Raw genomic sequence first — 19,298 nt, 5'->3', positions numbered from 1 at the left:
TTTTGCAAAATTAGCAACTTGTAAACAATTTTAAGAAGGACACCCTAATGCGTCACGCTAAAATGACTACTTGCGCACTGGCTGTATTAATTAGCTGTAATGTTAATGCAGGTACTGGTATTCAAGACTTTTTAGATTCATTGCGAAACTTTGAATCGGGTATAAACCCAAATCTCGCCGATTTTTATCTCGAAAACCTCAACAATCCTGTTTATAACTATGCACGGGTAAGTGCACCCGGTCGTATGGTGCGTGATTGCTCAACTGGTAGCATGATCCCCGAGCCAACGACCATCAATGAGTTTTTCACTAAATTGGGGGTCGACCATTTTTACAACGCGCAAACCCCTAACGACCCAGAAATGTTTAAGAGCATGCAGTACAACTCAATGAATGCGTGGGGCTTTGTTGGTTATCAGCTAGGTGAAGCAGTATTAATTGATGCAGGGTATTACAGTCCAAAAGTGGTTACCGTAGACGGTGTTGAATACGACAGTTTTTATGTCTTTGTTGATGATTCGACGTGGATTGGTTGCGAAACTGAAGCGTTAGTCGAAATCGTCGGCTCTGGTGGCAATAAAATCTTAGCAACGGATGTTAATAACTGGCAAGGCACATTCGTTGGCAAAAACGGTGTTAACTCATTTGCTGACTTAATTAAGCCAGAAAAACAAGAATTGGTTATTCGCGATGCCATGCATTTTAATTACGGTGTGATGACGCAATTGTTAAGTGATGCCAATATGACATGGGCAGAAGCACTTACAAAAAGCTGGCCGGATGTTGATGACAATGGCAATCCAGTGCAAGTGCAAGCGACTATGTCGGGGTTGTTAGCCGCAGCACATTTACGCGGTGCGTGGGGCACAGCACGTTTATTAACAAAGGATGAAATTACGTGTGACGAATTAGGCACTTGCATCACTAAATATGTACATAAATTTGGTGGTTATAATACCATTTTCGATACGCCTTTTGACGATGTAATTGAAGGCTCAAGCTACGCAGAAACATTATCCGCTGGCTGGGGTAATGATCTTGTAATATTAGGTGGCGGAGTGGATACGCTTGCGTTACATCAAAATGACAGCGCTATCACTACAGTGCGCGGTTTCACCCTTGCAGAAGATTTTATTGTGCTAAGAGATTGGACAGCAACTGCGCCATTGGCAAATTTACAGATAGCTGATGTCGCTGCAGGTGCAGAGCTTAGCTTTGCTAATCAACGTGTGGTGATTGAAGGTGTGAGCGCCGCTGAAATTAGCGCAAATCCAAGTGCTGTGATTGCAGAATCAAAAATTTATGAAATTGCTTGGTCGGGTTCGCAAACGGTTAATAACTTTAATCCACGCTTAGATAAAATTCGGGGCACTGCAGGGATTGGTTTTAAACATTTAAAAGCGTACGAAACGGATAATGCGCTGGTGGTTGGCGTGCAAGCAGCAGATGGCGGCATTTATAGCTCGGTTGAGTTAGTGGGGTTAACCATCGCCGATTTATCGCCAGATATGTTTGATAATGTAACCGGTGGGTATGACCGTTTAGGCTTTATTGTTCCACTTAATAGCCAAAACTGGGGCTGGAACATGACCTTGTCGGTTAACAGTTTTGATGCAGCAAAAACTGTGATTAGTATGCCACTGTTTAACTACAGTTTTTCGATGCTAGTGTTAACGCAAGAGGGGGCGGATACGGTCATTACACTTGATGCAGCGGCGTCGCAAGGCGATCAAAAACGACTAGTGCTCAAAAATACCGATGTCACAACACTAAGTGCAGCAAACTTTTCATTTGTTAATGGTAGTTTTAGTGACGCGACAATCGATATTCCAGTGTATTACACGGTAACAGCGGCAGTGGTGGGTAATGGTGGCAGTATTTCACCACTACCTAATGCAAATGGCGAGCTAAGAGCAAAAAGTAACACTGACTTCACACTTAATTTTGTTGCAGACAGTGGTTATCGCGTGGCAAACATTACAGTTGATGGGGTAACGGTCAACGCAGCAAATGCTTATACCTTTAATGCTATCAGTAGTAATCACACTATTTCTGTGAGCTTTGAACAAGGGGTTTCTTGTCCAAATGCATGGCTTTCGTCAGAGGTTTACACGGGCGGTATGCAAGTCACTTATCAAGGCAAAATATTCGAGGCCAAATGGTGGTCGCAAAATAATGTGCCGACTGCGGGTGATCCGTGGAAGTTTATAAGTGACTGCCAGTAAAAACGAAATTACTTAGGCTCAGCTAGAGTTGTTGGCTCGCAAGTTGAGGTGCATGGACATTTTTAAAGCGACTAACTTAAACTCAGGTTAAATTAGTGTGATGTGATAGGGCATCACACAATTTTTACCCTCATTACTTTTACGCTATCGCTAAGTGCACATTCGGACGTGCAATAAATTAAGGTTATAGTTAAGCCAAATCGAAATAATTAACCTATTTACCTCCTCCTGTATGAATGCACCCAGAAGCATCTTTGTAAATATCAACTAATATAAAGGTTGGGTTAATAGGTTACTGTTTGAGATAACTCTATGGGCATTAAATACAAAATACTACTGATATTGCTGCTACTTGGGTTTGTTACTCACACTATAATTACGTCTGTTTATTATTTTAACTCTCAGCGGTTAGTGAAAAATCTTGCAACTTATCATTTGTTGTCTATTGCAAATATTCAGTATCAACGCATGAGTTCGTTTATTGACAGTAACTTTGAAAAACTAAATTTGGTTAAAAGTCGCACCCAGCTCCGTATTTCGTTGTCTAACTATTTAACCAATAAAGATGCGCAAGAGTTGAAACTGGTGCAACGCATTATTACGGATGCGATCGCGCAAACATCATCAATTAAAGATATTTTTATTCTAGATATCGATGGCAAAGTGTTGACTGCGAGTAACCCGGCCAAGCAATACCTAGATTTTTCTAACAAGCCCTTTTACTTACAAGGAAAACAAAGTCGTGCGGTTGACGTATTGCTCGGTGAGCGAGAAAGCGATGTGCCTGCTATTGTGTTCGCAGCTCCATTAATTTTAACAGGCGAAACAATAGGCGTTGTAGTTATGTCGGTAGACACTCACAGCTTAAATGAATTTTTACGTGATTACACAGGGCTTGGAAAAACAGGCGAGGTGATTATGGCGACGCGTTCTGCGGATAAAAATATCTTGTTTTTTACACCGCTTCGCTTCGAAAGCCATCCGCAGTTATTTGAAAAATCTAGCAGTGCAGCAATATTTATGGACCGTAAGTATAGAGATAAAAGCGATCAGCTAATAATGACAGAAGATTATCGCAACAAGCCTGTATTTGCGGTAAGTCGACAGATGGATGAATTAGATATCGCGATTATTGTAAAAATGGATCAGCAAGAAGTGCGGGGTCTCAATGATGAGCTGCAGCAATTGATTATTTATCTCATTATATTACTTGTTTTTGTTGTGTTGCTAGCATCACTTTTTTTGGCGAAAAAAATTACTCAGCCAGTGTTATCAATTACCGAGGTTGCCGTAATGATAAGTGAAGGGGATCTAGCTAAACGGATAGAGTTTTTTTCAGATGATGAGTTGGGAAAGCTAGCACAAGCTTTAAACAAAATGGCGGACAGACTCATTAACAGCAATTTAATTTTAGAGCAAAAAGTAAAAGCAAAAACCTCTGAATTACAAGATGCAAACACCCAGCTGCAAAAAATAGCGCAAACTGATGTTTTAACTGGGCTTAAAAATCGTCGATATTTTGATAACTACGTAAATACAGAATGGGTTCGAAGCGCGAGAGCAGGCATAGAGGTTTCAGTATTGTTAATCGATATAGACTTTTTTAAATCGGTTAACGATAGTCAAGGGCATAACGTGGGAGATGAGTATTTAATTAAAGTTGCACAGACATTAAATGAGCGAATAAGTCGTACTGGGGACCTTGTTGCACGATATGGTGGAGAGGAATTCGCGGCTCTGCTTATAGGAGCAAATAAAGAACAAGCAACAACAGTAGCCAACGAAATATGTAAGATGGTCGAAGCTTTAGCCCTTCCTAATGCGCTTTCTAAAGTCAGTAAATATGTTACTGTTAGTATTGGTTTATGTGCAACAAGTTCAACAAGCAAAGTAGATTATATAAGTTGTTTAAAGGCTGCTGATGAACAGCTATACAAAGCAAAACATGCGGGTAGAAATCAAGTTTGCGCTACTTCTATTGATAATACAATTGCCGATTGATTTGATTAAGATAAAAACTGACATGTGAAAAATTGAAAGTTACCGTTTTGATAACTGTGTCTAACCTGATACTAAGTAGACAATTAATAAGGTTTATTTTTTGTTGAGGATATTCCTAAAAACTTGTTAGCAAATACTTTAATAATGCGTTTAACTCTAACAATATAAAGTTAAAACGCATTAGTTTTATTTTTTATTTACGCTTGATTAAGCAAAAATGCTTCTTACCACGCTGAATTAGCCAATGATTATCAGTCAATGGTAAACCTAATTGGATATCGTCTGATGTTATTTTTGATCCATTTACACTAATCGCTTTATCTTTAATTAGCTCTTTTGCAACACGCTTTGATTTAGCTAACTTTGATTCCACCAGCAATTCGATAATGTCTTGCTGAGAGCTTTCGATACTTGGAAGGCCATCTAACTCAAGTTGTTTTAGATCACTATAACTCAGTTTGGCTATGTTACCTGTGAAGAGGGCTCTTGAAATACGCTCAGCGCTGAGTACTCCAAGGTCGCCGTGAACAAAGCGGGTCATATGTTGCGCAAGAATTTTTTGTGCCTTAGGTTTATTGTTACAGGCTTTATCCTTAACCGCTATCAGGTCGATTTCATCACAGGACAAAAAAGTATAGAACCTAAGTAAGTTGTAAACATCAGAATCGTCCACGGATAACCAGAACCGGTAAAACATGTATGGAGATGTTTTGTTCGGATCAAGCCATATTGTACCGGATTCTGTTTTTCCAAATTTAGTACCGTCAGATTTAGTTATTAACGGTAGAGTGAAACCAAACGCTTGTTTGTCATTTAGACGGCGTGTCAGGTCAATACCACTTACAATATTACCCCATTGATCATTTCCTCCAATTTGTATACTACAACCATACTTTCTATTAAGAACCGTAAAATCAAAGGACTGAAGCAACCCGTAACTAAATTCTGTAAAGGAAATACCTTGGTCAGGTCTTAGCAGTCGTTGCTTAACAGATTCGCGCTTGAGCATATTGTTGAGTGAGAAATGTTTACCTACCTCACGGAAAAATCAATGACATTAACTTCTTTCATCCAATCTTCATTATTGAGGATGAGCATGGGCTTAGTTAGATGGGGCGTAAGTACACACTCAATTTGAGTCATGAGTTCTTGGGCCCAATCACTTACTACTTCTTTCGCATTCAAACTGCGTTCTATAGTTTTGAAACTTGGGTCGCCAATCATGCCTGTTGCACCACCAACAAGAGCAATTACTCGATGTCCGGCATCTTGAAAACGTTTGAGTAAAACGAGTGGAACTAAATGCCCGATATGTAGACTACTTGCGGTGGCATCAAAACCGCAATAAACAGTTTGTGACTGGCTAAGATGCTTCTGTATTTGCGCCAAATCGCTAGCTTGAGTAATTAATCCGCGTGTTTGTAGTTCCTGTAAAAGTGTCATCTATAACGTCTTATTTTTATAAATTAGTGATGTACAGATTACGAATTCAAGCTTAAACGCGATATATCCCTAAAGGGATAATGGCTCAATTTAGTGGATAATAATGTGATTGAGAAAGATTTGGAAAAGTTCACTGAGAGATGTCACTCTAAGTTGCGCGTAGATACGTTTACGGTGGTTTTTTACCGTTCCTTCGGCAATGCCTAATTGTTTTGCTATCTCTTTAGTATCAAGCCCTTGTAAGATTAAACGGGCAATTTGCTTTTCTCTAGTTGAAAGTAAATCTTTGCCAAAAGAGTGTAGGGCTTCTCGTATAAACTCTCGTCTATTGTCTGTGTAAGACTCAGGTATAATGACTTGCTCAGCAAGCAAGAATTCAGTTTGTTTCCAATGTTGCTTACATAGAGATTGAATGATTGTAAAGTACGACTCTAACGTCTTGACGTTTAACAACGAAAATGAACTTCCTGCATGAATGCGACCTAAAAAGATAACGACCCAGCGTGTTGCTTCAACATTAATGAGAATACTTAGCTCATCTTTCCAGCCTGTTTGTAGGTAAAATTTATTGCTGTATGTTTGAAATCCCAGCTCCCATTTAACAACGTCTTTTAATGCAAAAACACCTTGTTGTTTGTTATTGCTGAACATTTTGTAGAAAGGAGTATCTTGAAAAGCGCGAGTGAGGTAATGATAGAAAAGTAACTCACGATTACTTTCAATTGAATCGTAAAGGTATATAGGGTGTTTTCCTTCACGTAGACCCAAAATTACGGCGCAGTCATAATCAATTATGGAACCGACTAGGTTCATTAGTTTAGATGCAAAACTCAGTGATTTAAGAGAGGAAATAGAGTCAGCAAGTAGATTATTAAATTCTGATTGAGGCATATCGCGTTTTATTAACAATAGGGCGTTTTAACATAGCGTATTTACCTAAATTGCTCAAAGCGGAGTAAGAATCGTTAATTATTAATAAACTTACATACTCAACTATTCTCTACTTAACCAAACCTTCATTGCTTAGCTATTTTTTGGCTCAAAATGAAGTGTTTTCGCCCAGATAAAATAAGTACTAAGAATAACACTAAAGAACTTAAATTTTTACTTGTTGTTCATTGTCACACTGTAAAAAAATATTATTTCATTAAATCTGCTATGATACTCATGTCTTGAATGCCAGCTTCTTTCATTGCTTCTTGTAATGCTCTAACTGCATCAAAACGAGCAATCTCAAGAGAGTTTAAATGGCTTTGATGGCCATCCAATGTTGCTTGTTTTACTTCTTCACTTTCATAATCTGCACTTTTGGCCTCAATTAGTGTTTGTTCTGCTACTTTGATTTGTTCAACGATGCGCTCAATTGCTTTGATCATTTGTTGAATATGTTCAGGTAATTCAGATTTTTTATCACTTTCAGGGTTATTACTTTCTTTTAATTTTTTAAATGCTTCTGTTGAGATTGATACCTGAACATCGCTATTTTCTTCGTCAGCTTGTTTGTTTTCAGCACTATCAATGTTGTTATCCGGATTTGTTTTTTGTGAGGTAGTAGTATGAATACTACTGATGCTAGAAATGCTCATTACTGTCCTTGGTTAATTAATAAAGCAAATAGATTTAGGCCATACGCGATAGATGTCGGCTGATTTTTAAATTAGTTAAGTATTTTTTATCTCCAAGGTAAACAACAGTACACTATTTTGTTTTTAATCCGTTTAATTTACAGATGATAGCATAGACGTTAGGCTGTTAAGAATCACACTCAAATAATTTGATTTTCAACTATAAAGAGCGGGTTTCATGTCAGAATTTACAATTCGTCCTATGTTGGCTGATGAGCTAAAAATCGCCATTGATTGGGCTGCAAGAGAAGGTTGGAACCCAGGTTTAAACGATGCTGAGCTGTTTTATTTGGCAGATCCCAATGGCTTTTTTGTTGGAGAGTTAAATGGTGAAATTGTCGCAGTTGGCAGTGCGGTCACTTATGATCACACGTATGCGTTTTGTGGCTTGTATATTGTTGCACCTGAGCATCGAGGTAAGGGTTATGGTTTAACTCTGACCAAACACCGCTTAACATATTGCGGCGATCGAAATGTTGGCATTGATGGTGTGCTGGAAAATGTCGAGATATACAAGCGCATCGGTTACGTGCCTTATTATCAGAATAAACGCTTTCAAAAATTAGCCAATGCGACAACTCGTTCGGCGCAGGTTGTTGATATTAAAAAAGAACATCTTCCTCATATTTTAACTTACGATAAGCCATGTTTTGGTGCTACGCGTGAGCAATTTCTAGCTGCGTGGTTATTACAACCTCAGGGTAAGTCTGTATGCTTTTTACAAAACGGTGAAATTAAAGGTTATGCAGTCAGGCGCAAGTGTCAGGAAGGTTATAAAGTAGGGCCGCTTTTTGCTGATTCGCCAGATATTGCATTATCGCTTTTTCAGGCGTTGCAGGTGGATATTCAAGGGGAACAGATTATTTTAGATGTGCCCGAAAACAACCCACAGGCAATCTCTTTAGCTGAATCGGAACGCATGGATGTAGTGTTTGCCACAATGCGCATGTATCAAAAAACAATACCCGCTACCGCACGTGATAAAATTTATGGCATTACCACCTTTGAGTTGGGTTAACATGCAAAAAACAAATAAGCCTTTTATGATGAAATGGTTGTTTGCTATTTAAATAGTATCGCTGGTCTATTTGGAAACTAATACCTTCATCCATAATCATTAGAGGGTTATCCCCAGAAAAGGTGTGTAAAGCTGTTTAAAAGTACTATTTTATCATTTAAATCATGGTGCTAGGTGAGCTAATACTTTTGTTATAAATAACTAAAAGTTACCCCTTTGTAGCAAATCGGTATATATTATTTGCGCCGCTTTAGGCTAGCGTAAACGTAAAGCGGCGCACACAGTCTATTTTAACGAAAGACTTCTACCAACGCGTGTTTCACTGCGCGCACGAATATAACGAGCATCGTTTACATCTTTGATGTGGTTAATTGCATGCCAAGTGCCTTGTTTATCTTGCACCTCAATTGCAAAGCCAGGGTAAGGCGTAAATGCATCTAGCTTGCCGTTATTAACCGCTGCTGCAACGGTTGGTACGCGATAAAATACTCCTTGCTTTTCTAACTTTGCAATTTCTTTTAAGCCAACCAACGCGGCGAAGCGCTGCCAATCAGTATCCCTTTCGGCTTGTTTTTGTGCCGTAAACACACCGCTTTGCTTATCATAGATACGCCCTTTTTCAGCGTAGCTAAGTTGCCAGTCGGCTTTGTGCCAAGCGCGTTCAGCTAGCGCCAATAAGCGCGGATAAAGCATGTATTCGGCTTGGTTATCTGAACGTAACATTTCGCTCCATAAATGGCCTTGCAAGCCTTTAAATTGAATACCTTGGTTTAGACGCGCTTGGTTATCATCAGCGCGATATGCGAGGTGCTCTTTGGTTTGCCAAATTTCTGCGTGAGCAGGTAAGTTTTCGGGCATAAAGCCAAACACTTTATAACCGTCAATGGCACGTGCCGCCCAATGATTGCCGCGCTCTTCAGGGTGGCTTTGGTAAGGGAAATCAAAGTAGGTAACTTCGGGTGTAGAAAGTACCATATCCCAGCCTAAATTGGCTTGCTGGTGTACTTCCTTGTAGCCACCCTCGGTGATCATCGACCAGCCGTTAGACTGTACCTTTGACGGCATATTCTGTGGATTAGTATCACCTAAACCATCATTCCAAGCCGCTACTTTTATCCCTTTGCTGGCGACTAATTGCGATACTTTTTCAATAAAGTAGCCGTTAAATGAGGTTAGCTCAGGTGTGCTGGCTTTAAGGGCGTTACATGCCGGGCTATTAAGCCACGCACCGGCCGTTTCGTCCGCACCAATATGATAAGTGGCAAGCTCTACACCAACTTCGTGGTGCATCGCGATAAGTTCATCAATCACTTTTTCAATAAAAGTATAAGTGCTTGGCAAACAAACATTGAGAGTGTTGTCGTTATAATGCTGAATTGATGAGTATTGGGTGGTGTCATTTGCTTCACTTAACCAGTACTGCTCGGCTTTTTGTTGCTCGCCCACTTGCATGTATTTTCTGTAACGCGCATCCATGGCTTTTACCGCAGCGCGTGAATGCCCTGGCATATCCAGCGATGGAATGACTTCAATATGGTTAAGCGCAGCAAATTTTAAAATCTCTTGGTAGTCTGCTTTGCTATAAAAGCCATTAACTGGGCTCGATTTGTCGATACCTGCGCCTAATTGTGGCAATAAACATTCGCTTTCAGTTAAGTCAAAACAGCGATATGCGCCGACCTCGGTCAGCTCTGGTAAGTCGTTAACGGCTAAGCGCCAACCTTCATCGTCGGCTAAATGGAGGTGCAATTTATTGAGTTTGTAGGCCGCCATTTGTGACAAGGTATCTAAGATAAACTGTTTACTACGGAAATTTCGTGCCACATCAATATGCAAACCTCTAAATTCAAAATGCGGTTCATCAACTATGGTAAGGCTTGGTACGCTTAAATTATCCAGGCTGACTAAGCCCGCAATCGACATTAGTGCGTAAAATGCACCGGTGTTGCTGCTCGCTGTGATGGTAATGGCATTGGGCGCTAGGGTTAACTGATAGGCCTCATTGGCGAGTGTATTATCAATGTTAAGTTGTGTTGGAATGCCTGTTTTGGAATGGCCAATACCGAACAGTTCAAGGCGTGTTAACGCCGCAGACAGCGCGTTATTGTTGGCAAGCTCAGGTGACAGGTTTAGCCCCTTGCTGAGCTTTACAAGATTATCGGCTGAATTAATGTTAAGGCGACTTGGTTTCGGGATTAAACTCACTGGCGCCGTGTTAAGGCTCGGTTTTAACTGCGTTTGATAGAGATATTGTGGCGACATCCACGGCGTTTGGTCTTGTTTGCTTACGCGTAACTGCGCAAGTGAGGTAAATGGCGCAAGGTAGGGCTGGCGCTCAAGACCGGTTTCAGGATCTATGCGAGTATGGGTGCTTTTAATCTTGCGTGCAGTTACCTTATCGCTCGCAGCTCTATCGCTAATAATGTAGTTTGGCATAAATTCGGAACGGGTAATTTGCGAATCTTTGCTGTAAAAATGGATCACCTCTGGGGTATTTTTAGTAAACCCTTTAAAGTGTTTTTTTGCGGAAATTTTGTGAACGTCGCCGTTGATATGGCTAATATCAAAGTGCGGTGATTCCACAGCATAAATTGGCATCAATTGGCTAAAAAATATGGCAAAGTTGGTGTCTTTAAGGTCACTTGGGTTGGTCAGTGTTAACTCAGATAAGTAACACTTTTTTTCATCGCCTGGGCAACTTTTGGGGCTGGCACTAATTAAGCGATAGTTAACATCAAGCTCGTTGGCAAGCGTATCGATGGTGTGTTGGTTGGCATTGACAAGCTTCGGTGTTACTACACATAAAACAGAAAGGGCTAATAACTTATTCACCTGTTGCTACCTCTTCTAAAAAAAGCTGATAAGCGCCAAACAGCGCAGTATTTGTATCTTGGGTGTAATGAATTTGCAGTGCGCTATAAACGCTTTGCGGCAGTTGCTTAAGTAATGCTTGCTGTAACGCATCAATAAACAGTGGGGCACTTTTGGCGATTGCACCGCCAAACACCACTTTTTCAGGGTTAAACGCTTGCACTACTTGTACTAGTGCGTGGCCTAAATGCTTACCTAGTTCGGCAAACACCGCCAGTGCGCGGTTATCACCTGCTTGTGCTTGCTGATAAGTGGCAGCGCCATCTAAACCTTGTTTTTTAAAGAACTGGCTTGAACAATAGTCTTCGATAATGCCGTCTAAATAGGGGAAACTACCAAACTCGCCAGCGGCAGATTGTTTGCCGGTATAAAGGCGGCCATTCAAGATTAAGCCCGCGCCAAGGCCTGTGCCTAAGGTGACACCGACTAAATTTTCATAACCCTGATAGGCTTCGCTCTTATAAATGCCATAGGTAAAACAATTGGCATCGTTATGCACTAAAACAGGCCGAGCAAAGCGCGCTTCAAGCAGCGTTTTAAGCGCCACATTTTGCCAGTGTTTAATATTGAGCACCTCAATAACAAAGCCGCTATCACTCTCGACTAAGCCTGGCACACCAATGCAAATGCCACGGCATGCCTTTGTTACAAAGGGGGCTAAATTATTAAATAAAAACGCGTTAAAGTCGTCTTTACTTAAGCTCGCATCAATTGGCAAGGTATGCGATTTAATAATCTTGCCATCTGCAATGTTTGCGATGGCAAGTTTAGTGCCGCCTAAGTCAACACAGGTAATAAACGGGGTATTGCAACTAGTCATTACTGCTCTCTTAATCTACTGCGATACGTTTTTTATTAAATTGAATGGTGTGATTTTTAATCAGCGGCTTAGCCCAAATACTAACGCTGAAAATAAAGCCCAGTGGAATAAACAACACTAACAGTGCTACACGTAAATCGTCTGAAAACTCTGCGATAAAGCCAATAATCGGCGATGCTAACGCACCACCTATAATGCCAGTACATAAAATACCAGACACTGCACTGTGACCGTTTGCAACCGAATTTAGCGCAAGTGAGAACAGTACAGACCACATAATTGATAAAAAGAAGCCTGCTGCTGGAAACGCCACAAGCGCAACTTGCTTGCTGCCAAAAATAGCGCAAGCAAGTGACGCTGCAGCACCCAGAGAAAACAGTTTTAGCACTAATTTAGCGTCGAGCACTTTTAACAGCACTAACCCTAATACACAGCCAATGGTTAAAAATAACCAAAACTGACTGACCACTTCAGTGCCTTGGGTATTGGGATCAAGTCCGTGGTAAGTCTCTAAAAAGACCGAAATCGAGTTCGCAATGCCTTGCTCTAAACCGACATAACAGGCAATTGCAATAAAAGACAGTAATACGGTTTTGTCTTTAAAAAGTGCTAACGAATCGGCAAGGTTGCTGTTCTGTTGTTGCTGAGGCTCGCGCGCGATTGGAGTAAAAAAAGTAATGGCCAACATCACTAAGCTAATAACCGCAAATAGCGCATACATAATTAGCCACGCTTTATTTGGTTCAGTGAAGGCCGCAAGTAGTTGCCCAGTTGGTGTACCATTTTCAATGTGGCTAACCAGAGTGCTGTACACTAATGGTGATAATGCCGCTGCTGCACCAAATAATAATTGAGCCGATACAGAATAAGCGGCAAAGTTTTGCTCGCCACCGGCGCGTCGAAGCAGCGGATTAATCGCTACTTGTAGTAGTGCCATCGCACTGCCAATGGTAAACAGCGCAAACATTGCCATAGCAAAATTAGGCAATAATACAAATAATATAGCGCCGAGTGCCGCCAACGCAAACGCCAGTAAAATAACAAATTTTTCCCCTTTTTTTTGTGCGATTAGTCCCGCTGGGATTGACATTAAGCCGTATGCGGCAAAAAAGGCAAAGGGGAAAAATCCAGCTAACATCAGACCAATTTGATAGCTTTCAATCAGTGCGGGAAAAATAGGGCCGAGTAGGTTTGAAACAAACGAAATCACAAAAAAGGTGATTAAGACTAAGAGCACGACGGGATAGGCTTTCATGATTATTTCCTGTTTATTATTGGCTTTATTCGTTTATTAGTATTTTTCGTTCGCCAAGAGCGTATGGGTGAGGCTGCGACAAAAATTAATTTTTGACGGGCAGACAAAAACAAGGGGATTGCCACAGCCTCGCGCTTACATGTCCTGTAAGGTGATTTCTTAGGGGGAAATACCGAGTAGACTGTAAACGTTATCTAGTGTGCCAAGATAAAGAAATAGATAGCGGTATTTTTCTATTTATTAATAATACTTTTCAATCAAGCTAACTGCAGTTTTCGATCGTTTCAGGCGTGATTTTGACTTTTGATGGAGCGTTAATTGAATGCGCCCATCACCGCTGAAATGTTGTAAGTTTTGAGAGTTTTTTGAGATAAGCGGATCTACTTATTGTAAATATCGAATCAAATTACTCCAAACAAAACAGGAGCTGAAGCCGGTATCACAGCATTTAGGTTATTTTAAACCACTTTAATAAGTAACCCGTTAATTTTATAGGTACATACTTGTTCGACTTTTAGCGAATAGTCTGAAATACAACTTAACGATAAAATTGAAAAGTATCGTTACTTGATAGAATAGTATCTTTTGTTATGCACGATTCTGTTGAAATGGTTTGTAGTAATTGAATTAAGTTAGTTATTAAATTATGCGTGCATTTTGCGAAAAGGTGATAACGCCTACCGATGCGTCATGGCGGTATCATAAATACCTGATGCCATATCTGCCGTTCAGTTGGCACTACCATCCTGAATATGAAATTTGCCTAACATTAAACAGTAAAGGTATGCGCCATATTGGCGATCATATTGAGGAATATGGTGAGCTAGATTTGGTTTTTGTCGGGCCTAATTTACCGCACACATGGCAATCTGAAGCAAACCAAGATGGCTCAGAGCAAATCGTGTATGTAGCGCAAATTCCCGTAAAATGGCTTGATAAGCTAGCGCGTGACCATAAAGAATTGCAAGGCTTACTGCCAATGTTAGCGCGTTCGCTAAAAGGCATTAAGTATTCAAAAGAATGCGCAATTGAAGCAAAAGCGTTATTTGAAGCTATGGATAATGCGGGGGCAACTCAGCGTTTGTTTTTATTACTCGATTTGCTAGATAAAATGCAGCACGACGTCGAACAAGTTACTTTATCAACCCCAATGTTCGCATTTGGTAAGCAGATGGAACAAGATAACGGCAAACTTAACCAAGTGATTGAGTTTATATACCAACACTACACAGATAATTTATACGCCGATCAACTTGCAGAACTGGCGCATATGTCAACCAACCACTTTCATCGCTATTTTAAACAGCGCACCGAATGCACGCTCACTGAGTTTATTAATCGTTTACGCATTGGTAAAGCGTGCAAGCTGTTGGTGACCAGTTCATCACCCATTTCGGTGATCAGCGACCAATGCGGTTTTAATAACGTGTCTAACTTTAATCGTCGTTTTCTAGCGTTTAAAGGATGTACGCCGCGTAAGTTTCGTCAACAACTCATTAACCACAACTTAATTAATTGAAATTGTTAGTTTTTGCAACAGCCCATGTATTTGAAAGATAAAAGGGCACGTGCGTGCCCTTTGGTTTGTTAACTTAGTGGAATAAGGCTGAATTACAGCCCATCGTTACTAAAAACCAGGGAAGGTGTGTAAATACAGGCACAGTTAAACCACTTCACCGAAATCACGAATTGTTAGCACATAAGGTGTTTAGCAATATAACTGCGCTAACTGAATTGGCATTATTTTAGACAAAAACACTGTATCAGATTGATATTTATTTTAAGTGAATTGATAATTATTCTCAATAGTGTTTATTGATCTGTAACAAATAAACTTCATCTACCGAGAAACTATTTATCGCTAACTAACAAAGCGTTATATTAAACAAAATTGTTTTTAAGACATTTCAATGATTGAATTTTGTAGTTATAAATTAGTGCCAGCTAGCTTTAACCCTTGGCGAGAAGAATTTTTAACCGTCGCAACGCATATTATGCAACGCCTTGATGATCCTCGTTTTACCTTTTTACATTTTGGCTCGTCATCATTTTATGTTGCCGGCAAGGGCATCATTGATATTTCTATTTTATATCAACCAGGTGAATTGGAATCGGCAGTCGAATACATCAAGCAGTTTGGCTTTGTTGACCAACACAGTAATAAGCCTTTTCCAGCAACACGCCCGCGTAAAGACATAGGCGTTAAATATAATGGTGAAGTGTTTAATGTGCATTTACATGTTATTGAACACAATAGCGAAGAGCATTTAAAACAAGTCGCTTACAAACAACATATGCTCGAAAATCCAGAAGATAGAGCTGCTTATGAAGCAAAAAAGAAAGCGGTACTAGCTGAAGGTAATACCGTTCAAGATGACTACGGCAAAGCAAAATCGCCTTTTGTGAAAGACGTATTGGCACGTTTAGCGTAAATCAGTCAGTTTTTATCTAACTGTTTTAAATTTTATTAGGAAGTTTCAGATAAAGAATGCCGGCAATGTAGCCTTGCCGGCATTAAGATCACTTTAATGGGAAACCAAAGTGAAAGCGTTAAACCGATAAGCGTATTTTTTTGTTTAAATATAAAATATGCGCTTATTAATGGTCGTGTTCGTGCTCTTCTTCTTCAAACGCGCCTAACCAAGTTAGGTTGCCAATACCATCTTCAAAGGTTGCAACTTCATCAACTGTTTGATGTTCTATATCAATTTGATACACGGTATTGCCGTACGCTAGGTAAACGTGATTATTTGCTTTATTTGCAATAAGCTTAGCGCTTTTTTCAGCATCTAGTTCCGTAATCGCGGCGAAACGTGCGACACTTTGCCACTGCGATTCTTGGTTATACACATTAATATAGCCAGCTTCGTCTAATACGACGATTGATTCTTCATCACCGCTAACACCGTACGCTAAGTAGCTAGTAATACCTTCAGCTTGCCATTGGAATGGGCTAATTTCATCTGTTGTTAAATCAACAGCAAATACGCCCCCGCGTGATAAGCCGATAATCGTGTTGTTTTCCTTGCTACCAATAAATTTACCAATGCGCACTCCGACTGGTAATTCTTCTGGGTTAGCGATTTTGCTAGACGTGAATAACTCACCTTCTTGTTTTACTTTTACAACGCCGTCATTACACGCAAACGCGATATAGTCTTCAGTTTGGAAACTACCGTGAAGATCAGGGCACGCGTGTTCAAATGTTTGTTCTTGGTGGAAGTGATCGTTATGTACTTCAAATAAACCAATTGTTTCAGGTAACGATGTTTCACTGTTTACATCACGAATAGTGGCAAGTACGAAGCCATCACGAATTTGTCCTGTACCGTGTTGATAGGTTTCATAATGGTGTTCAGCAACAATGCGGCTTTCAGTAATACTTTCGTCAGAAATAATTGCAAACCCGGCATCTGCAGATGCGTCTTTATCACCGTCAAAAAATACCAATGCTTGCTCACCAACAGGCACATAGTGCGTTGGTTTTACATCGAGTAATTCAAACGAGTTAGCAGATGGGGCATCTTCATGCAGATCATGATGATCGCCGTGTTCTTCTAAATAAATACCGCCATCAATAAATTCAACTAGGTTATCGTTACGCTGAATTGCTACCGCATAGCGACCATTAGGGCTGGCATAAAGTGCAGATACAGTGTTAGTAACAGAAAATGTGTTAATGACTTGATTGCTAGTTAAATCATAAATACTAACTTGATTCGAACCGGGAGAGTTGATCGCTAGGCGACCCGCAGGTAATTCAAGTTCTGGATGAGGCTCAGAAGGCTGATCTACAACCGGAGTATTGTCAATTACGGTGTGCTTGTCTGAACCGCAGGCGCTCAGTAGGGAAACCAAAATAGCACTTGCAAGCGCTTTACGTGTCATCTTTTTATCCTTGTAATGTTATATGGTAACGTTAGTTATTATGTTATACTATAACAATTAAATGCAAGTGTTATTTGGTATCAGACCTGAATAAGGAATAGTGCAACTGTCTAAATTTAATAGTAGAAGGGTATTTTAATAGTTATAGGGCGTAGTGATTACAGAGTTTAAGGCGAATTTTCTTATTACAATTTTAATGCAGAGAAAATTAAAGCCGAAATCAGTAATAATCGAGAGTAGTACTTCGTTATCCAAAACTGAATCTGTTTAATTCTTAATATGGCGAAATTGTACGTAATTTAAGGTACAAGAGAACTTGAACTAGACGATGTGCTTATGAAAAAAAGCCGGAATAACAGAGGTTTTTTAGCCTTAGAATAGTCTAGGTTTTCCTTTTAACTCGGTATTAAGTAATAGAGGTTTTGCTTAGCGGTTGCGCCCTTTGACCAAACAGTACATTAAAAAGTTAAAAAAAGGCGCTCATTTGAGCGCCAAACACGGAATCGTTAAAAGCGAAACTAGGCTTCGTTGCGCTTATAAAAAGCAATTATTGCCAGCGCAACAAAGGCTAAAATAAAGCAATAGTAAGAGCTGGTTGCAACATCCCAAGGCGTAATATGGAAAGTTGCGCCAAGTAATAGTGCTTGTGCACCGTATGGCAAACTGCCTTGCATTACACAGGCGAAAATATCGAGCAAACTTGCTGAGCGTTTAGCCGGAATATTGCCGTCTTCAGCAAGCTTTTTCGCAATTGGGCCTGCGACAATAATTGATACTGTATTGTTTGCAATACATAAATTAGAAGTAAGTACTAACGCAGCAATACCAAACTGGTCGGCTACTTTACGATTCCATTTAGCAACAACAGCAGTGCCTTTTTGAATTTTGTGAGCGATATAATCAAGGCCACCATTTACACGAATAAACTCAGACAGGCCGCCAATAAACATCGACAACAAGAAAATTTCTTGCATGCCTTTAAAGCCCTCGTAAATATCTTTAACAAATTGACCACCTTGGTAGTCACCAGTAAAGCCCATTAAACCGGCAAACACAATGCCACTAAACAGCACGACAAACACATTCAAGCCTGCGACTGCAAGCACCAAAATAAATGCATAAGGTAATACTAATAATAAGTCGTAATCCTTAACATCAATGATTTCAGGTTCAGGCGTTAAAAAGGCTAACAGTAATACAGTTAACGCAGCGGCGGGTACGGCAATTTTTAGGTTCTCGCGGAATTTATCTTTCATTTCACAGCCTTGCGTGCGCGTAGCGGCAATCGTGGTATCTGAAATAATTGATAAGTTGTCGCCAAACATTGCACCTGACACTACCGTACCGGCAACAAGCGCAGGATCAAGCCCCGTTTTGACTGAGAGTGCATAGGCAATTGGACCAATGGCGCCAATCGTACCCATTGATGTACCCATTGCCGTTGACACTACTGCTGAGATTAAAAATAAGCCTGGCAATAAAAACGCAGGAGGCACTAAATCAAGGCCTGCGTTTACTACAGCATCAACACCACCAGTCGCGCCTGCGACCGTTGAAAACGCACCAGCAAGCAGATAAATCAAACACATAGTGATGATATTGTTGTGGCCCGCCCCCTTTATAAAGGTGTCTACCGATTCGTTAATAGTTTTTTTATTGAGTAAAAATGCCAGTAAAATTGCAGGTAAAATCGCTACGGGCGCTGGCAATTGATAAAACGCATAATCAACGCCTTGCGACTGCAAATATAAACCCGCCCCTAAAAATAGGCCGACAAATGTAAGTAACGGCAGCAACGAGAGTTTTGCTGCGGTTTTGTTAATGTGCGTATCCATAAAAACCTCAAACGGAAACTTTGTAAGTTATTGCTAACAACCGGCAATAACCGAAATTTCTTCTTCTTATTCAGTTCTATTTGTTCCATGTTTTGTGCGTGAGCGCAAGTTTTAAGCGATATTGGCAAAAAAATAGAGTGAATAAAAATGGATGTGCGAATGTATAGATGTCTAGATGTTTTGTCAAATTGAACTTGTTATAATTGGCAAAGGAATAAAACTAATAGCTAAAAAATGCTAAGGTCGGCTTTCTTTAATGGGTAATATCAAACAAACTTTATCCGAGATTATGAAAGCGTCAGGTTTAACGCATTTAA

At 40.1% G+C, this 19,298-nt stretch carries 12 protein-coding genes and 1 pseudogene; 5 read left to right on the top strand and 8 right to left on the bottom strand.

The window, feature by feature from the left end; translation table 11 throughout:
* Positions 1 to 47 precede the first annotated feature (47 nt).
* Complete coding sequence (locus PSPO_RS19590; protein WP_010558834.1) at positions 48 to 2,225, top strand: carbohydrate-binding protein; 2,178 nt, start codon at positions 48 to 50, stop codon at positions 2,223 to 2,225.
* 312 nt (positions 2,226 to 2,537) lie between these two features.
* A complete protein-coding gene (locus tag PSPO_RS19585) occupies positions 2,538 to 4,226 on the top strand; it encodes a diguanylate cyclase (RefSeq protein WP_010558835.1) in 1,689 nt (562 codons plus the stop codon).
* Positions 4,227 to 4,419: 193 nt separating this feature from the next.
* Here the strand turns inward: PSPO_RS19585 and tyrS are convergent.
* The 3 genes and pseudogenes from tyrS to PSPO_RS19570 all read right to left on the bottom strand — a co-directional run bounded on the left by tyrS (position 4,420) and on the right by PSPO_RS19570 (position 7,255).
* Positions 4,420 to 5,669 (bottom strand): annotated as a pseudogene (gene tyrS / locus PSPO_RS19580) (tyrosine--tRNA ligase).
* A 90-nt stretch (positions 5,670 to 5,759) separates the two neighbouring features.
* Positions 5,760 to 6,560: a helix-turn-helix transcriptional regulator gene (locus tag PSPO_RS19575; RefSeq protein WP_010558836.1), complete on the bottom strand. Its 801-nt coding sequence runs from the start codon at positions 6,558 to 6,560 to the stop codon at positions 5,760 to 5,762.
* A 248-nt stretch (positions 6,561 to 6,808) separates the two neighbouring features.
* Positions 6,809 to 7,255: a hypothetical protein gene (locus tag PSPO_RS19570; RefSeq protein ID WP_010558837.1), complete on the bottom strand. Its 447-nt coding sequence runs from the start codon at positions 7,253 to 7,255 to the stop codon at positions 6,809 to 6,811.
* A 217-nt stretch (positions 7,256 to 7,472) separates the two neighbouring features.
* On the opposite strand from PSPO_RS19570, the gene PSPO_RS19565 reads away from it, so the two are divergent.
* Entirely contained in the window at positions 7,473 to 8,312 is an 840-nt protein-coding gene (locus PSPO_RS19565; protein WP_010558838.1) for a GNAT family N-acetyltransferase, read from the top strand.
* 285 nt (positions 8,313 to 8,597) lie between these two features.
* On the opposite strand, the gene PSPO_RS19560 is transcribed toward PSPO_RS19565, so the two are convergent.
* From PSPO_RS19560 to PSPO_RS19550, 3 genes are read right to left on the bottom strand one after another with little or no spacing between them, the layout of a single operon-like run.
* Complete coding sequence (locus PSPO_RS19560) at positions 8,598 to 11,144, bottom strand: family 20 glycosylhydrolase (protein ID WP_010558839.1); 2,547 nt, start codon at positions 11,142 to 11,144, stop codon at positions 8,598 to 8,600.
* Complete coding sequence (locus PSPO_RS19555) at positions 11,137 to 12,003, bottom strand: ROK family protein (RefSeq protein WP_010558840.1); 867 nt, start codon at positions 12,001 to 12,003, stop codon at positions 11,137 to 11,139. The genes PSPO_RS19560 and PSPO_RS19555 overlap by 8 nt, the downstream gene beginning before the upstream one ends.
* Before the next feature lie 10 nt (positions 12,004 to 12,013).
* Entirely contained in the window at positions 12,014 to 13,258 is a 1,245-nt protein-coding gene (locus PSPO_RS19550; protein WP_010558841.1) for an MFS transporter, read from the bottom strand.
* A 646-nt stretch (positions 13,259 to 13,904) separates the two neighbouring features.
* On the opposite strand from PSPO_RS19550, the gene PSPO_RS19545 reads away from it, so the two are divergent.
* Together PSPO_RS19545 and PSPO_RS19540 are read left to right on the top strand one after the other, a co-directional pair.
* Positions 13,905 to 14,777, top strand: coding sequence for an AraC family transcriptional regulator (locus tag PSPO_RS19545; protein WP_010558842.1), 873 nt, complete (start codon positions 13,905 to 13,907; stop codon positions 14,775 to 14,777).
* Between the two features lie 391 nt (positions 14,778 to 15,168).
* Positions 15,169 to 15,690, top strand: coding sequence for a GrpB family protein (locus tag PSPO_RS19540; RefSeq protein ID WP_010558843.1), 522 nt, complete (start codon positions 15,169 to 15,171; stop codon positions 15,688 to 15,690).
* A gap of 166 nt (positions 15,691 to 15,856) precedes the next feature.
* On the opposite strand, the gene PSPO_RS19535 is transcribed toward PSPO_RS19540, so the two are convergent.
* A complete protein-coding gene (locus tag PSPO_RS19535; RefSeq protein WP_010558844.1) occupies positions 15,857 to 17,146 on the bottom strand; it encodes a beta-propeller fold lactonase family protein in 1,290 nt (429 codons plus the stop codon).
* A 518-nt stretch (positions 17,147 to 17,664) separates the two neighbouring features.
* Positions 17,665 to 18,981 carry a Na+/H+ antiporter NhaC family protein gene (locus PSPO_RS19530; protein ID WP_010558845.1) on the bottom strand — a complete coding sequence of 439 codons (1,317 nt, stop codon included), beginning with the start codon at positions 18,979 to 18,981 and terminating at the stop codon, positions 17,665 to 17,667.
* Positions 18,982 to 19,298 lie beyond the last annotated feature (317 nt).

The sequence above is a fragment of the Pseudoalteromonas spongiae UST010723-006 genome (genome assembly GCF_000238255.3).
In the GTDB taxonomy this organism is placed as follows: Bacteria; Pseudomonadota; Gammaproteobacteria; order Enterobacterales; family Alteromonadaceae; genus Pseudoalteromonas; species Pseudoalteromonas spongiae.
Note: the sequence above shows the minus strand (reverse complement) of the source record. Positions and strands in the feature narration are given on the sequence as shown.

Bases quoted from the DNA above. Each gene is read 5' to 3' on its own strand.
- PSPO_RS19565 (WP_010558838.1), top strand. From the start codon at position 7,473: ATGTCAGAATTTACAATTCGTCCTATGTTGGCTGATGAGCTAAAAATC.
- PSPO_RS19530 (WP_010558845.1), bottom strand. From the start codon at position 18,981: ATGGATACGCACATTAACAAAACCGCAGCAAAACTCTCGTTGCTGCCG.
- PSPO_RS19535 (WP_010558844.1), bottom strand. From the start codon at position 17,146: ATGACACGTAAAGCGCTTGCAAGTGCTATTTTGGTTTCCCTACTGAGC.
- PSPO_RS19590 (WP_010558834.1), top strand. From the start codon at position 48: ATGCGTCACGCTAAAATGACTACTTGCGCACTGGCTGTATTAATTAGC.
- PSPO_RS19555 (WP_010558840.1), bottom strand. From the start codon at position 12,003: ATGACTAGTTGCAATACCCCGTTTATTACCTGTGTTGACTTAGGCGGC.
- PSPO_RS19550 (WP_010558841.1), bottom strand. From the start codon at position 13,258: ATGAAAGCCTATCCCGTCGTGCTCTTAGTCTTAATCACCTTTTTTGTG.
- PSPO_RS19585 (WP_010558835.1), top strand. From the start codon at position 2,538: ATGGGCATTAAATACAAAATACTACTGATATTGCTGCTACTTGGGTTT.
- PSPO_RS19575 (WP_010558836.1), bottom strand. From the start codon at position 6,560: ATGCCTCAATCAGAATTTAATAATCTACTTGCTGACTCTATTTCCTCT.
- PSPO_RS19545 (WP_010558842.1), top strand. From the start codon at position 13,905: ATGCGTGCATTTTGCGAAAAGGTGATAACGCCTACCGATGCGTCATGG.
- PSPO_RS19570 (WP_010558837.1), bottom strand. From the start codon at position 7,255: ATGAGCATTTCTAGCATCAGTAGTATTCATACTACTACCTCACAAAAA.
- PSPO_RS19540 (WP_010558843.1), top strand. From the start codon at position 15,169: ATGATTGAATTTTGTAGTTATAAATTAGTGCCAGCTAGCTTTAACCCT.